The organism is Gracilibacillus sp. YIM 98692 (genome assembly GCF_010993965.1).
Taxonomy (GTDB): domain Bacteria; phylum Bacillota; class Bacilli; order Bacillales; family Amphibacillaceae; genus Gracilibacillus.
This window is the reverse complement of record NZ_WIXM01000003.1, coordinates 197,546-211,926: the sequence shown is the minus strand read 5'-3', so window position 1 is coordinate 211,926 and position 14,381 is coordinate 197,546. Positions and strand designations below refer to the sequence as shown.

At 36.5% G+C, this 14,381-nt stretch carries 16 protein-coding genes and 1 riboswitch; of the genes, 8 read left to right on the top strand and 8 right to left on the bottom strand.

Annotated features, from left to right (window positions below; translation table 11 throughout):
* Nucleotides 1–132: 132 nt before the first annotated feature.
* From GHD00_RS05485 to GHD00_RS05470, 4 genes are all read right to left on the bottom strand, one after another.
* Nucleotides 133–1,362 (bottom strand): hydrolase, encoded by a 1,230-nt coding sequence (locus tag GHD00_RS05485; protein WP_163537139.1) that lies wholly within the window; start codon nucleotides 1,360–1,362, stop codon nucleotides 133–135.
* Nucleotides 1,363–1,955: 593 nt separating this feature from the next.
* Nucleotides 1,956–2,837: a peptidylprolyl isomerase gene (locus tag GHD00_RS05480; protein WP_346427615.1), complete on the bottom strand. Its 882-nt coding sequence runs from the start codon at nucleotides 2,835–2,837 to the stop codon at nucleotides 1,956–1,958.
* A 113-nt stretch (nucleotides 2,838–2,950) separates the two neighbouring features.
* Entirely contained in the window at nucleotides 2,951–3,130 is a 180-nt protein-coding gene (locus tag GHD00_RS05475) for a hypothetical protein (protein ID WP_163537138.1), read from the bottom strand.
* 128 nt (nucleotides 3,131–3,258) lie between these two features.
* Nucleotides 3,259–3,798: a DUF3267 domain-containing protein gene (locus GHD00_RS05470; protein ID WP_163537137.1), complete on the bottom strand. Its 540-nt coding sequence runs from the start codon at nucleotides 3,796–3,798 to the stop codon at nucleotides 3,259–3,261.
* Between the two features lie 419 nt (nucleotides 3,799–4,217).
* Between GHD00_RS05470 and GHD00_RS05465 the strand changes: the two genes are divergently transcribed.
* Nucleotides 4,218–4,571 (top strand): DUF1878 family protein, encoded by a 354-nt coding sequence (locus tag GHD00_RS05465; RefSeq protein WP_163537136.1) that lies wholly within the window; start codon nucleotides 4,218–4,220, stop codon nucleotides 4,569–4,571.
* 138 nt (nucleotides 4,572–4,709) lie between these two features.
* On the opposite strand, the gene GHD00_RS05460 is transcribed toward GHD00_RS05465, so the two are convergent.
* Complete coding sequence (locus GHD00_RS05460) at nucleotides 4,710–5,081, bottom strand: YtxH domain-containing protein (RefSeq protein ID WP_163537135.1); 372 nt, start codon at nucleotides 5,079–5,081, stop codon at nucleotides 4,710–4,712.
* A gap of 64 nt (nucleotides 5,082–5,145) precedes the next feature.
* Nucleotides 5,146–5,574 (bottom strand): HIT family protein, encoded by a 429-nt coding sequence (locus GHD00_RS05455; protein WP_163537134.1) that lies wholly within the window; start codon nucleotides 5,572–5,574, stop codon nucleotides 5,146–5,148.
* A gap of 393 nt (nucleotides 5,575–5,967) precedes the next feature.
* Between GHD00_RS05455 and GHD00_RS05450 the strand changes: the two genes are divergently transcribed.
* Nucleotides 5,968–6,714, top strand: a complete 747-nt coding sequence (locus tag GHD00_RS05450; protein ID WP_163537133.1) for an ABC transporter ATP-binding protein — start codon at nucleotides 5,968–5,970, stop codon at nucleotides 6,712–6,714.
* The gene (locus GHD00_RS05445; RefSeq protein WP_163537132.1) at nucleotides 6,707–7,924 is read left to right on the top strand and encodes an ABC transporter permease; all 1,218 of its coding nucleotides are present in this window, start codon (nucleotides 6,707–6,709) and stop codon (nucleotides 7,922–7,924) included. Before GHD00_RS05450 ends, GHD00_RS05445 begins: the two co-directional genes overlap by 8 nt.
* A gap of 292 nt (nucleotides 7,925–8,216) precedes the next feature.
* Here the strand turns inward: GHD00_RS05445 and GHD00_RS05440 are convergent, their stop codons facing one another.
* Together GHD00_RS05440 and GHD00_RS05435 are read right to left on the bottom strand one after the other, a co-directional pair.
* Nucleotides 8,217–9,386 carry an amidohydrolase gene (locus GHD00_RS05440; protein ID WP_163537131.1) on the bottom strand — a complete coding sequence of 390 codons (1,170 nt, stop codon included), beginning with the start codon at nucleotides 9,384–9,386 and terminating at the stop codon, nucleotides 8,217–8,219.
* A 222-nt stretch (nucleotides 9,387–9,608) separates the two neighbouring features.
* Nucleotides 9,609–10,055 (bottom strand): ferritin-like domain-containing protein, encoded by a 447-nt coding sequence (locus tag GHD00_RS05435; protein WP_163537130.1) that lies wholly within the window; start codon nucleotides 10,053–10,055, stop codon nucleotides 9,609–9,611.
* A gap of 208 nt (nucleotides 10,056–10,263) precedes the next feature.
* Nucleotides 10,264–10,369, top strand: a riboswitch (TPP riboswitch).
* 250 nt (nucleotides 10,370–10,619) lie between these two features.
* On the opposite strand from GHD00_RS05435, the gene GHD00_RS05430 reads away from it, so the two are divergent.
* The 5 genes from GHD00_RS05430 to GHD00_RS05410 are packed head-to-tail and all read left to right on the top strand — an operon-like array spanning nucleotide 10,620 to nucleotide 14,376.
* The gene (locus GHD00_RS05430; protein WP_163537129.1) at nucleotides 10,620–11,225 is read left to right on the top strand and encodes a thiamine phosphate synthase; all 606 of its coding nucleotides are present in this window, start codon (nucleotides 10,620–10,622) and stop codon (nucleotides 11,223–11,225) included.
* Between the two features lie 23 nt (nucleotides 11,226–11,248).
* On the top strand, nucleotides 11,249–12,367 hold the full coding sequence (thiO, locus tag GHD00_RS05425) for a glycine oxidase ThiO (protein WP_240468610.1): 1,119 nt from the start codon (nucleotides 11,249–11,251) through the stop codon (nucleotides 12,365–12,367).
* Nucleotides 12,368–12,379: 12 nt separating this feature from the next.
* Nucleotides 12,380–12,583 carry a sulfur carrier protein ThiS gene (gene thiS / locus GHD00_RS05420; RefSeq protein WP_163537127.1) on the top strand — a complete coding sequence of 68 codons (204 nt, stop codon included), beginning with the start codon at nucleotides 12,380–12,382 and terminating at the stop codon, nucleotides 12,581–12,583.
* A gap of 4 nt (nucleotides 12,584–12,587) precedes the next feature.
* Nucleotides 12,588–13,358: a thiazole synthase gene (locus tag GHD00_RS05415; RefSeq protein ID WP_163537126.1), complete on the top strand. Its 771-nt coding sequence runs from the start codon at nucleotides 12,588–12,590 to the stop codon at nucleotides 13,356–13,358.
* Complete coding sequence (locus tag GHD00_RS05410; protein ID WP_163537125.1) at nucleotides 13,348–14,376, top strand: MoeB/ThiF family adenylyltransferase; 1,029 nt, start codon at nucleotides 13,348–13,350, stop codon at nucleotides 14,374–14,376. Before GHD00_RS05415 ends, GHD00_RS05410 begins: the two co-directional genes overlap by 11 nt.
* The last annotated feature ends 5 nt before the right edge of the window (nucleotides 14,377–14,381 follow it).

The following is a 14,381-nucleotide window of genomic DNA, read 5'->3' as shown; positions in this document are numbered from 1 at the left end:
AACCAAAAATCAGGGAGATATAGGCGTACTCCATTTACATTTTACTATTGCGCAGTATGGTTCTAATACGAAGGTATGCATGTCAGGATAGTTATGAAGGGCCAAGCTGGTTTTGCCCCATTATTTTATATGTTATTTTAGGTGATCTTCTTCTGTGTTTTCATAGCGGCTGTCTAGGTAATCAACGATATGAATGATATAACCCTCAATCGTTAATGGCTTTCGAACCGCGCTACCCCATTCTGGAAGCCCATGATGGCATAGTATACAGTGTGACATTAAATGAATGTTTTCCATACTTACCTCTATATGGTGGTCTTCTATGATTTTATTTAATAACATAACCCCATACGGAATATGCCCAACCATGACACCTAAAGGATCCATGGTAATTCCAGCCTGTTTTCGATTGGCATTTTCAAAATGTGCCGTAGGATATAAGTAATGAAATATATCTAAATCTCTGCCAGCATAATCATATTCGATTAGTTTTCCAATGTCATGAAACAAAATGCTAGTCATGATAGCATCATAAGACACAGTATCAAATTTATGTTCACTCATACCCTGTAACATATGATATAAATGATCAATTGTATCTTTCCAGACATATGAAGGTTTTCCTTCATCTTGCTTTAATGCTTCCCATATTTCTTGTTTGTATTGTGTTTCTACTTTATGTATAAGTTTCATGACTGCACGAAAAGGATTTTCTTCTAAGACGATAATATAACGGCAAAAGCGCATTAATCCAATTGTATGTTTTAACAATCCGCCTAAATAATTGTGGTGAAAGCCTTTGGCAGCAGGGCTCATTCGAAAAGCATTCCAAAGTTTTTCCATTGCGTTCCTTGCAATCGTTTGATACGGCTCTTTTAACTCTTTTATATAAGCAAATAGTTCGACAGTCAAGGACTGTAAATCTTGTTTCGTATAAGCTAGTAAAGTAAAAGGATTAATGGCAATATCACAAGGTGTAACATTGGTTACCGTAACACTTTTAAACCCATTGAATTCATCTACATGACCTTGAATATCAAATACACCTTTTTCCTCTAGTAATGGATGGATCATGTCGACTTCACCGTTATTGTCCCACATTTTTGCGGGGATATGGCCAGATTGATTACTAAAAGCTATTTTCAGGAAGGATTTTTTTGTTTTGGTCTGTCTTATTTCGAAATCATTTAATAATACCCTTGTTTGTACCTTTTCTCCTTTTTGGCAAAGAGATAGGTTAAAGGATGAAATTTCTTCGGGTAAGTCAGGAGGGGGAAATTGTCTTAGGATTTCCTCCTTTTCACTTTCTGATATTTGATACTGAATGGGGATAAGGTCATAAAAATAGTGTCCCTGTTCCATATATACTCACTCCGATCTTGAAAAAATATAATAAATGAAGGTAGTTCTATAAATAGTTGCTGCTTTTTAAAATAAACTCCTTACACAATATCTATAAACTGTGCATTAACTAATAAATATTTTCCTCCCACTCGTTTAAAGATGAGTGCTTAATCGTCGCTGTGGAAAAATACTCGCTTTCACAGTGTCTTCTTTGCCGTGGGGAACGCTTCAACCTCCTCACGAGCAAAAAGCTCGCCCGAGGGGTCTTCAGACTGTTCCTTTCCCATAAGAGTCTCGCATTTTTCCACAGCTTGTATTGGTGTTCGTTTTAAATGAGAAAAATCATCATTCTTACTACACATTAGCGGAAGAAATATACGTAGACTCCTGCGGGAAAAGCACGAGCTGAAAATCCCGGAGGCAGCGGGGTTCTGCCGAGGAAGTTGAAGCCGTGCCCGCGGAAAGCGAAGTATATTTCTGTAGCGGTGTTTATACACTCACCCCGTACTATTACGCAGTTTGGTTCAACTGTGTAATAAATTAACTAAGAAATATGAAAAAGAGTCAAAAGTGAAAAACCCTATCTCTCTATTGGAGATAGGGTCGACCATTTACTCAGCTGAAGCTTCTGTTGTTGGTTGTTCGAAAAGGTCTTGATATTCTTCTATCTTAATATCTACGTTTGCATTATCAATGAGATCTTGCATTTTTGTTTGTGCTGTTGATTGATCAAATTTAGATTGTGCAATTTCTCTTTTTACTTGATCTTTAATGTCTTCTAGTGGTTCCACATCTTCTACTTCAATGCGATCTGTTACTTTAATAATATGGAACCCATGCTCTGTTTCAACAGGTTCACTAATCTCATCGATTTCTAAGTTGTAAGCAGCATCTTCAAATCCTGGAACCATTGTTCCTGCACTAAACTGATTTAGACTGCCGCCATTCTGTGCACTTTGCGTGTCTTTAGAATATTCTTCCGCTAATGCTGCAAAGTCTTCACCATTATTAATTTTATCTAGTACTTCATTTGCCGTATCTTCACTGTCTACTAGAATATGACTAGCTTCTAAATCTGTTTGCATTCTATCATAACGTGTTTGAATTTCTTCGTCCGTTACTTCCACGTTTTCAAGCATTGCTTTTTCTTGCAATAGATTCATGCGTAAATCTTCTTTCAAATCATCTTCGTTCCCATAACCGCTTTGAGCTAGTACCTGATCCCATTGCTCTCCATATTGTTCTTTATAGGATTCAATCTCTTGATCCACTTCATCATCAGTGACTTCATATTTATCCTCTAAAATGGTTTGTAAAACCATTTGTTGCAGGACACTTTCTCCGTTAGCTGCTTTTAATTCTTGGTAAAATTCTTCTTTCGTAATATCTCCTGAAGCGGTTTCTACGACTGTTTCTGAGTCATCTTGTGAACAAGCGGCTAATGTGAAGACGCTTGCTGCAAGTGTTACTGAAATGGCTAGTTTTTTCATCATTCATACACTCCTAATTCATTTACTGCTAATTAATGGTACGAAAATAATATAACATACATTAGCTTTAAAAAGACAGTTTAAACAAAACATTTTACTCTTTTTCCACATTTTCATCATGTATATATGACTTCAATGTAAGAAGAGATAAGCAAAATGGTAATTAAAATGTTGATGGTTCTAAAAACATTAGGTTGTTTCTCTTGGGACATTTCTGTTTGTAAACATAGCTTGTATGTTAAGGAATTAAAAATAAATAGTGTAATGACTGCAAATAAGACAAACACGTAAAGCATCATACTTACCTCCTTGTACTCTTGTCATTACTTTAACAAAAAAATACACTTTTGAACAGTAGATCTTTGATAATAAATGGATTTTCGAAAATAGACGATATAAAAAACCAACACGGTATAAGTGTTGGTTATCTTTGAATTAATATATCATATCCTTGTCCGTCATTTGAAATAACACATTTTTTTGGTGCTCGCATTAGGTGGCGAACATATATAAAGTCAATGTATGACAAACTTAAATTGACAGAGGCGAATAGTAAGAAGTAAGGATAATAACCTTCTAACATATAGCCACCTGTAATACAAGGAATGGTTATAAAAATAGTAGGCGCTATTAACGCTGCTAGCAATACTGGTTTACTTGTTTTCGTATTTTCACAAACTTTAAAATCAGGAAAAATTCTTCTTTGAATAAACCATTCAATTTTTAAATGTTTATAAAAACATTTTAACGGTAAAATGTGTAGGGCTTTGTGTATGAGTGGTAGTAAAGCTAACCCAATTGCTAAAGGGATTACGCCATGATCTCGCACTACACTATCACCGTGTATAAGGCTTGCAGGCAAATATAATAAAATAAACGAAAGCAAACCAAATAATAATGAAAGTATGATACTACGGTAAAAGCCGAGTTGCTTCATTACATTAATAGAATCCCAGCAATTCATTAGCTCACCCCTTACTCGTGATCATTTTTAAGATTATAATTTTCTTTACTAGTGTCCATCCATTTATTGCTCTTTATTCCCTCTAATTCATCATAGAAGGAAAGTGGAGCAATCTGTTTGCTTTTGTTGGCACTTCATGACTATAGTATGTTTTATGTAAAAATGCAATAGATATTGCAAAAAAAATTTTTAAAAGCCGTTTACATTTTTCAAAATTGACATCTGCTGCTTTGTAACGGTATAAATATACAAAGAGGGACTTCTATCAGTGGAGGTATCCCCCACTGATAGTTAGCGAAACTTATCAGGGTGCTAGCGTCCGTTATCCATCACTTATCCTTCTGTACTTATTCTAGCTCTTGAAGTGGAGGACTTACGGACAATTGTTCACCGTGATAACGAAAGTCGGAGGTAAGGCAATGGGATTGGAAAAGGAAGTCAAAAAGCAGAAATTTCATATTCAATTGTTGACTTCCATATGTGATATGGATCAATACCCCTTTATCCATTTGCTATTTCAACAAGATATCACAGAACAAGAATATAATGAGTTAATGAACATACTAGCTGAGCTTTATGATCGATTTCTGGAATATCAGGAAGAGGGATTCATGAATTATGAAAAGTTACTGATACATTTTGTTGGGCAGCTTTCCCCAAAATTAGATCCAGAAAAAACGATGCAAGCACTAATAAAAGAAGAGCGCTACATCGAAATGGTAAATGAATTGCTCTTGTTACATTATAAATATCAAAAAGGCGACCATTTTTAAATCATGGTCGCCTTTCTATTTTCACGTTATGAAAATTAAAAATTTTAGCAGAATGCCTATTCGATGTAGCTAAAATTTTTAAAAGTATAAGAAAAGCTTAGGCTTTCGCCAGTACTTGGCGATAAGTCAAGTTTTTCTTTACGATTCATTTGATGGATTTTGTGTTTTTTCTTCTAATTCTTTTAAGCTTTCTTCAATTTGAGTTAGATATTTTTGGATATTTTTTTGATGTGGTTCTACCGTTTTTTTCCATGATTCGATGGATTCTTTTACATCAGCAGATAAGTCTTTAATTAATGCAGCACCTTCTTTGGATGTTTTAGTAATTTGCTCTTTTAAATCCATGCCTTCTGAACGAAGCTTATTAATAGAATGTATCGCTTCATCACTTTGATGTTTAATGTCTGATCTTAACTCACTTCCGGATTTTGGAGCACTTAAAAGGGTAGCAGCAGCACTTACAACGCTACCAGCTAACATTCCTAGAAACAATGACTTTGTATTGATCATCCCGAACACTCCCTTCTATATTATAACATTCTCTTTTTTTAGGTAAATCAAACCTAATTTTCATTTATATTTTTTCTTCAATTTTTTTGGCGATATCATTTAAGTCTTGCGCCGTATATTTATTTTCGTTTGTCATCCATTTGGCGCCAAATCCGTCATTTTGATCATAACGCGGGATTAAATGAATATGTATATGAAAGACAGATTGACCCGCATATTCCTCATTATTATTTAGTATATTCAATCCTTGCGGCGTAAATGCCTGTTTAATTGCATTTGCTACTTTTGGAACACGACTAAATAATTCGGAGGCTATTTCTTCATTGGTTTCGTAAATATTCTTAGTATGTGTTTTCGGTATAATAAGTGTATGACCTTTCGTTACTTGGCTAATGTCTAAAAATGCATACACTTGATCGTCTTCATACACTTTTGCAGACGGAATATCACCGCATATAATTTTACAGAATATACAATCCTCATGTGTCGTCAATGAAATCGCTCCTTTTCTTCATATGTTATGTCTATTGTATAAAGAATTTAAAAGAAGCGCAATATACAGACATTAGCTATTCATAAAGGATTTTAAAAATAGCAGGTATACTGTTAACAAAGTAACAGTATCCTGCCTTTAAAGAAGGAGTAGCACTTGTCCTTATAAAGATTTGAACCATATTTAGATTCAGCTTTTTATAAGATTTATTGTCCTCACATTTAAGCCTGATATAGAAATCGGAAAGGATGATTGGACTTATACGATTGTGCTATTTCCTTCTTCACCATATAGTATGGACCAAATATAAGTGCTTATTCTTTAAATTTTTGGCATAATGCTAATAAAATGGTAATATTTTAGCATGTAGAGCTTTAGAAGGGAAGTTTGTAAATGGATCCGTTATTGCATATTGATACATTAGAAGGTGGTTATACACATAAAAATGTTCTTCACGGTATTTCTTTCGATGTTTTTCCAAAAGAAATCGTAGGATTAATTGGTTTGAATGGTGCAGGGAAAAGTACGACTATAAAGCATGTGATCGGATTAATGCAAGCAAAAAAGGGAAGAGTCGAGATAAATGGAAAGACATTTCAGGAAGGTTCTGAATTGTACCGACAGCAATTCTCATACATACCTGAAATGCCTGTGCTTTATGATGAATTAACGTTAGAGGAGCACCTTAGGTTGACAGCAATGGCTTATCAACTATCAGAGGAAACTTATCAAAATAGGATCACTCCTTTATTGAAGGAGTTTCGTTTAGAAAACAAATTAAAATGGTTTCCAATACATTTTTCTAAAGGAATGCGACAAAAAGTAATGATCATGTGTGCATTTTTAGTGGAGCCTTCTTTATATATAGTAGACGAGCCTTTTGTGGGGTTAGATCCGCTTGGTATTCAATCTTATTTACAGTTGATGACAGAAATGAAAGACCAAGGGGCAGGTGTACTGATGTCCACCCATATTTTAGCAACAGCGGAACGATACTGTGATCGTTTTGTTATTTTACATGATGGAGTTATTCGTGCAAAAGGAACCTTGGAAGAGTTAAGAGAGGCTTTTAATCGTCCTAAAGCGACCCTTGATGATTTATATATTCAATTAACAAAGGAAGCCGATTCCTATGCTTGATCCAAAAAAATTATTTTACGAACGACTGGCGGCACATTCGAAAGAGCTTAGTCGTTACTTACGATATATTTTCACAGGTCATTTGGTTATTGCGATGGTTTTTATTGTTTCTGCTTTGTCTGTTTACTATCAACAATGGTTAGAAGCGATCCCTTCCGATTTTCCTTCAGTGTGGATAATCGCTATTGCTTTAGGCGCAGTCACAACGTACAATCCTATTCAGACGTTGCTTAAACGTGCTGATGTGGTTTTTCTGATTCCAGCGGAAACACAACTTATCAGTTATTTCGTCAGAACGCTTGTCTATAGTTACGTCACACAAATATACTTGTTCTTTATAGTAATGGCAGCTATTGCACCATTTTTCTTTACGGTATTTCCAAATCGGCAACCTTTTTCGTATGGTTTCTTATTAGTTATTTTGCTTATTATAAAAGCGTGGAGTCTTATAGCTAATTGGTGGATGTTAAGAGAACGTGACCCTAAAACACGTTTGACCGATCAAATAGTACGATTTGCTTTGATTACAGCCATTATTTTGTTCTATTTAAAGCAAGACATGTTATTTACTGTAATGGTGACCATTCTATTGGCAGCATTGTTTAGTTATAACTATAGGATTGCAAGGAAACAAAAAGCTTTAAATTGGGATTTGCTAATCGAGAGAGATTATTTACGTATGCGCTCATTTTATCGATTAGCGAATATGTTTACAGAAGTTCCTCATATTGAAACACAAGTTAAAAAACGCCATTTGCTTGCACAATGGTTAACTGCGTGGATTCCTTTTAAACAATCAAGCAGTTATACGTATCTATATCGATTAACCACTGTTAGAAGCGGTGAGTATTTAGGTGTTTACTTGCGTTTATTTATTATCGGAGCATTGTTGATTTATTATGTGCCTAATCCTTGGGTAAAATGGATTTTTGCGATGTTATTTTTATATATGACATTGTTGCAAATAGCTCCGATGTGGAAACATCATGTCACGATTGTCTGGTTAGATCTATACCCGATTTCAGAAAAGGTGAGAAAAGAATCGTTTCAAAAGTGGATGAAACAACTGATGTTTTGGCAGGTAGTCGGCTTTACAGTCTTATTTATGGTAATTGGAAATATTTTTATGACTATTCTGATGGCTATTGCAGGTCTTATGTTTGTGTATGGTTTAATACCAACTTATTTGCAAAAACAATGGAAAGGCTAATGATGCCAACTTGTTTTACAGTAGGTATAGGATAGCTCTATTATCAGTATTAATTTCTCTCATGGTTTTTAAAGCGGAGGAGCAGGACAAACATTTGACAGATCCATTCTCACGACGATATTAATATGAGAAGAAGATCGAAATAGAAGATAGAACGGTTCTTACGACAATTTTAAAGCGAGAAGCAGATCAAAAAAAGATACAAGTGCTATCATGACGTTTTTAAATACGTATAAAAACAGTCCATAATAGCACTTGTTTAGCATCTTACGGAGAACTTTCTCAGTTCTTGTTATGATTCGTTTGCCTTTAATGTTGCACCGATTAAAGTTTTCGCTGCAACCACCATTGCTCGCTCATCGAAATCAAACATTGGATGATGATGCGGGACAAAACCATCCTTTATTTGCGCTCCAGTGAAAAAGAAAGCGCCAGGGCGGTGCTCTAGATAATAAGCAAAATCTTCTCCCGTCATACTTGGGCTTATCATCTCAGCTTTATTCACTTCTGATAACTGATCCGCAACATCTAAAATGAGCTCAGCATGTTCCTCATGATTGATAACAGGTCGATACCCTTTAGCATAATTAAAATCATAAGAAACGTCATAAGACTTGCAAACCCCTTGGATGATTTTTTCCATTTCATCGATGATAAATTGTTGCACCGATGGGTTAAGTGTACGCACTGTTCCTTCTATCTTTGCTGTATCAGGAATCACATTATAAGCATTTCCGGCATGAAATGTTCCAATCGAAAGCACCGCTGTTTCAAGAGGATCTATTCTTCTGCTCACAATTTGTTGTAAATGTGTAACTAATTGAGAACCCACCACAATAGGGTCTTTTGTTTGTTGTGGTATACCGCCATGGCCTCCAGTACCTTTGATGTGTATCGTAAACTTATCTGCAGCTGCCATAAAATGTTTGCGAGATGATTGAACAACACCGTATGGCGTATTGGTCCAAAGGTGTGTGCCGTACACATAGTCTACTCCATCCAAAACACCATCATCAATCATTGGCTGTGCCCCGCCTGGCGCTACTTCTTCTGCATGCTGGTGAATGAATTTAATCGTTCCCGGCAGTTCTTGTTGATACTTTTTGAAAACACGTGCTATTGTGAGTAAAGTTGTTGTATGACCATCATGTGCACATGCATGCATCACACCGTCAACTTTCGATTTATAATCAACCTTTTTCTCGTCTTGAATTGGTAATCCATCAAAATCAGCTCTTAAAGCGATCGTTTTGCCTGGCTTACCACCTTTTAAGGTAGCCACAACCCCGTTTCCGCCCACATTCGCTTCAAAAGGGATATCTAATTGCTTATATTGCTCTTGAATATAAGAAGCCGTTTTGTATTCGTGAAAGGAAAGCTCTGGATACTGATGTAAATACCTTCGCATTTTCACCATATCGTCAAAAGATTGATCTATTTCATGAAATAATGCTTCTTGCATGGTTAACCCCCCCCTGAAATTTTTCTTTTCATTATAGCATAGTTTTATAGATTTATCTTAGAGATAAATCTATGGAAAAGTGTCTCTTTACGAAAACATTTTTAAATAATAACAACATGCGGAATAAAATGCATGCTTTTATTTATAGTTTATGCCTTTATCATGTAAAAAAAACAGACTTTCACCTAAAAAAGTGAAAGTCTGTTTAGGAGAAAAGGAGCATTAGTTAAAGAAGCTAGCATCTGCTAATAAACGCTCCGTTTCTTCTTTATGATTTGTTTCATCTGCAATCATATCTTCAAGTTTGACTACAAGCTCTGTAAAACCAAGCTCATCTGCCTGTTCTTTCCGCTTTTCATAACGTTCAATCGTTTCAGTCTCTGCTTTTAATGTTGCTTTTAACATATCTTGTACATTTGTAAGTTGCTCGACTTTCGCTGGAGTTGTAGTTGGTGTTCCACCTAATGTTTTAATTTTGTCGGATAAGTATAATGCATGCCCGATTTCATCATTTATTTCATCTTCAAAGAAGGGTTTTAATAAGGAACGGTATAACCCAGAAACTACTGATGCATGGTATGTGTACATAATAGTTGCTGCATATTCATTTGCTAAGTCTTCGTTTAATCCATCGATTAATTCTTGTAATTTTTCTTGATCTTGTGCCATATTCGAAAAACACCCTTTCGTCAATTATGTTCCATTATATCTCTACCCTGAAATCATGAAAATAAACATAAAATTGGAAAATATTTTGAACGTTGTAAGGCTTTTGCTGTAGCCAAAGGCTTGGCTAAGCCTAAGTATTCTTTATTGTGTAAAGGTTTGATTGAAAATTGATGATATTATGTTATAATATCTATGTGAAAAAAATATACGGGAACACTAGGGGAGCCAAAAGTGGCTGAGACGATAACGTTTTTTTCGGACCCTTTGAACCTGATCTGGCTAACACCAGCGGAGGGAAGTGGCGTAGATGATCAATCATCTGTTAAAGCTCACGATAACAACCACTTGTCCTTGCTGGATGGGTGGTTTTTTCATGTTTTAAAGGTTTATCACGGTGAACAATTGTCCCTAAGCCCTTCACTTCAAGACTTAGAATTATAAAAGAAGTGTGAGTGGGGATAACGGACGCTAGTATCCTGATAAGATTCGCTAACCATTAGGGGGGAAGCCCCTCTGATGTAAGTCTCACTTTATCGTCATTGATCATAGAAATGAGGGAAGATCATGCAAGCACATGGTATACATGTGATTTCTGATGGACGACATACGGAAGAAGAACTGGTATCGATTTGCCGTGAAATCGACCCATATGTTTACTACATTCATTTAAGGGAAAAGCGAAAAACAGCAAGTGAATATATATCGCTCATCAATCGTCTTGTTCAAGCTGGTGTATCGCCTAAGAAGCTAATCATTAATGATCGAGTTGATGTGGCTCATATGAAAGAATGCAAGGGAGTTCAGCTTGCATTTCATAGTCCTCCAGTGGATTTAGTTAAAGAAAAATATCCTCATTTATTGATAGGGAAATCAGTGCACTCGAAAGAAGAAGCAATAGAAGCCGAACGTCTAGGAGCTGATTATGTTATATTCGGTCATATTTATAAAACAGCTTCAAAAGATCAACTCAAGCCTCAAGGTATTCAGGCGTTGCATGCCATAACCGAAGCGCTCTCTATTCCAGTAGTGGCAATCGGTGGCATCAGTGCAGAACGAATAAAATCTGTTCAAAGTGCAGGTGCAGACGGCGTTGCAGTGATGTCAGGTATTATGAGCGCTAAAAGCCCAGTGGAAACGGCAAAAGATTACTTCCTAGTGTTTAACCAATAGAGAGAGGGATGCCATTGAGAAAAATGTATGATCAAATTGTTATTGGTGGTGGCGTAATAGGCTGCTCGATAGCCTATCAACTAGCTAAAAGAGGCTATCAAGTCCTAGTTTTAGAAAAGGACTCTGTCGCTTCTGGAGCTTCGAGTGCAGCAGCAGGGATGTTAGGGGCTCAGGTGGAATTTACACAAGACGGACCTTTATTTCAGTTTGCTCGAGAAAGCCGTCAATTGTATCCACAGATAGAAAAGGAACTATTTGAATATTCAGGTATTGACATACAACTGATCCAAAAAGGCATGTATAAAATGGCTCTAACTGAAGAGCAATTAAACCATCTTCAGCAGTTAGCCGCTTTTCAAAAACAATTTGGTGAAGAAGCTTATGTACTGACGCCGGATGACATGATGGCAAGAGAACAAAAAGTCTCGAATCAAATAAAGGGAGCCTTGCATATTCCTGGGGATGGCCAAGTGTCTGCCATCCATGTTACCAAAGCTTTTGCAAAGGCGGCAGAGAGTTTTGGAGCAGAGGTAAAAGAAAATACCTCCGTTGAAGAACTCTTAATAGAGAATGAAAAGGTGTCTGGTGTTGTTACCAAGTCTGAAACATTCTATGCAGAAAAAGTGGTGCTTGCATCTGGTGTGTGGACGAAGGATTTCCAACGTTATTTTACAAAGGATACAGAGATGTACCCAGTTAAAGGTGAGTGCATTTCAGTAAGGCCAGATCAACCTTTAGTAGAAGCGACGATATTCTCGGAGGGCTGTTATATAGTCCCTAAAAAGGATGGACACATGATTATTGGAGCTACATCATTACCATATCAAATGGATAAAAAGGTCAGCGCTGGTGGTATTCATTCTTTGTTAGATAAAGCGATGTATCTAATACCAGAGATAAAAGATGCCGAGATTGAAAAGGTATGGACAGGATTTAGGCCGCAGACAAAGGATGAGCTGCCATATTTGGATAAAGTTGATGAAGTAGAAGGTTTATTTATCGCAGCTGGCCATTATCGTAATGGTATTTTACTAGCTCCAATCACTGGCTTATTTATGGCGGATTTAATAGAAGGAAAAGCTATTTCTTCTGTCTATCAAGAAGCTTTCTCGATCAAGCGTAAACAAAACACTTATGTATAAGGGTGTGATGACATGCAATTACAAATAAATGGCGATCAAGTTACAGTAGAACAACAGCCAGATACTATTGCAGAATTGTTAGAACATTTAAATCTGCAAGGCAAGTCACTTATTGTGGAACATAATCAAGTTATTTTAAAAAAGCGAGATCACCAGCAAACCAAAGTTTCAGACGGTGATCAATTAGAGATTGTACATTTTGTTGGAGGTGGATGATTATATGTTAAATATTGGTTCATATCAATTTCAGTCACGCTTATTTTTAGGAACAGGAAAATATCCGGATTTTGATACACAAAAAAAGGCAGTGGATGTTTCAGATACAGAGGTACTTACTTTTTCAGTACGTCGTATGAATATATTTGATCCTGAACAGCCTAACTTTTTAGAGAAACTTGATTTAGAGAAATATAAATTTCTACCAAATACAGCTGGAGCGAAAAATGCTGATGAAGCAGTACGAACTGCTAGATTAGCTGATGCATCAGGTCTTTGTGATATGATCAAAGTCGAAGTCATCGGATGTGACAAAACGTTATTACCTGATCCGGTAGAAACATTAAAAGCAACCGAAATTTTACTAGAAGAAGGTTTCACGGTTCTGCCATATACGTCAGATGATGTGGTATTAGCTAGAAAACTAGAGGAATTAGGCGCTCATGCGATCATGCCTGGAGCTTCTCCAATAGGTTCTGGCCAAGGGATTATTAATCCATTAAACTTACAATTTATTATCGAACAGTCCAATGTACCGGTCATTGTGGATGCTGGGATTGGTTCTCCAAAAGATGCTTCACATGCTATGGAACTTGGAGCAGATGGGGTATTATTGAACACGGCAGTTTCAGGTGCAAATGATCCTGTGAAAATGGCCGAAGCAATGAAACTTGCGATTGAGTCAGGTCGATTAGGATATGAAGCTGGAAGAATAGCGAAAAAGTCTTATGCTGTAGCAAGCAGTCCAAAAGAAGGAATCAGCAGTGGCTCCTAACCGTTATCATCGACAAGAACTATTTCGACCAATAGGGGAACAAGGGCAAGAAAAGCTTGCTAAAAGTCATGTGTTAATAGTCGGAGTTGGAGCTCTTGGTTCTAGTAGTGCGGAATGCTTAGCGAGAGCAGGTGTTGGTAAGCTTACCTTGATTGACCGCGATTATGTGGAGGAAACAAATTTGCAAAGACAACAGCTTTTTTGTGAAAAAGATGTTCAGAACAAGCTTCCTAAAGTAATCGCTGCACAATCAAGACTTGCTGAGATTAATAGCGAAGTAAAAGTCGATGCCCAAGCTGTAGATGCAGGGGTTGATGAATTAGAAAGCATCATTCCGGATGTGGATTTAGTGATAGATGCAACTGATAATTTTGATACTCGGCTTCTCATTAATGATATGACACAAAAACATGAAAAGCCATGGATTTATGGTGGTTGTGTCAGCAGCTACGGGATAACTTTTACTGTGATTCCTAATGAGACGCCATGCTTACAGTGCTTAATGGATCATATTCCAAAAGAAGGAGAAACCTGTGACACTGTTGGAGTTATAAGTCCTGCTATCCAAATGGTAGTGGCACATCAAATGACTGAGGCATTTAAGTTATTAGTCGGAGATAAAGATCAATTGTCTCATAAATTAATAGCTTTTGATTTGTGGAAAAACGAACGTATGGAACTTGATGTTCACAAGTTAAAGGATAGCGAGTGTCCTTCTTGTTCTGATCAACGGGCATATCCGAATTTGGCGTATCATAACCAAATGAAAACAGCAGTGTTATGTGGAAGAAATACAGTACAAATACGCCCAGGTGAGGGGAGAAAGTCGATCTCTTTACAACAGGTGGCAAAATCTCTGGAAAAAAATAATCGTTTAAATATTTTCCAAAACCCTTACTTGGTTTCTTTTTCTGTAGATGACTATCGATTTGTCTTATTTCAAGACGGGCGAACTCTAATACATGGTACGAAGGATATGACGGAAGCCAAAAAATTATATCATCAATATATAGGGTGAACATA

Coding starts and splice junctions, on each gene's coding strand:
- GHD00_RS05485 (WP_163537139.1), bottom strand. CDS start 1,362: ATGGAACAGGGACACTATTTTTATGACCTTATCCCCATTCAGTATCAA.
- GHD00_RS05480 (WP_346427615.1), bottom strand. CDS start 2,837: ATGATGAAAAAACTAGCCATTTCAGTAACACTTGCAGCAAGCGTCTTC.
- GHD00_RS05475 (WP_163537138.1), bottom strand. CDS start 3,130: ATGCTTTACGTGTTTGTCTTATTTGCAGTCATTACACTATTTATTTTT.
- GHD00_RS05470 (WP_163537137.1), bottom strand. CDS start 3,798: ATGAATTGCTGGGATTCTATTAATGTAATGAAGCAACTCGGCTTTTAC.
- GHD00_RS05465 (WP_163537136.1), top strand. CDS start 4,218: ATGGGATTGGAAAAGGAAGTCAAAAAGCAGAAATTTCATATTCAATTG.
- GHD00_RS05460 (WP_163537135.1), bottom strand. CDS start 5,081: ATGATCAATACAAAGTCATTGTTTCTAGGAATGTTAGCTGGTAGCGTT.
- GHD00_RS05450 (WP_163537133.1), top strand. CDS start 5,968: ATGGATCCGTTATTGCATATTGATACATTAGAAGGTGGTTATACACAT.
- GHD00_RS05445 (WP_163537132.1), top strand. CDS start 6,707: ATGCTTGATCCAAAAAAATTATTTTACGAACGACTGGCGGCACATTCG.
- GHD00_RS05440 (WP_163537131.1), bottom strand. CDS start 9,386: ATGCAAGAAGCATTATTTCATGAAATAGATCAATCTTTTGACGATATG.
- GHD00_RS05435 (WP_163537130.1), bottom strand. CDS start 10,055: ATGGCACAAGATCAAGAAAAATTACAAGAATTAATCGATGGATTAAAC.
- GHD00_RS05430 (WP_163537129.1), top strand. CDS start 10,620: ATGCAAGCACATGGTATACATGTGATTTCTGATGGACGACATACGGAA.
- thiO (WP_240468610.1), top strand. CDS start 11,249: ATGTATGATCAAATTGTTATTGGTGGTGGCGTAATAGGCTGCTCGATA.
- thiS (WP_163537127.1), top strand. CDS start 12,380: ATGCAATTACAAATAAATGGCGATCAAGTTACAGTAGAACAACAGCCA.
- GHD00_RS05415 (WP_163537126.1), top strand. CDS start 12,588: ATGTTAAATATTGGTTCATATCAATTTCAGTCACGCTTATTTTTAGGA.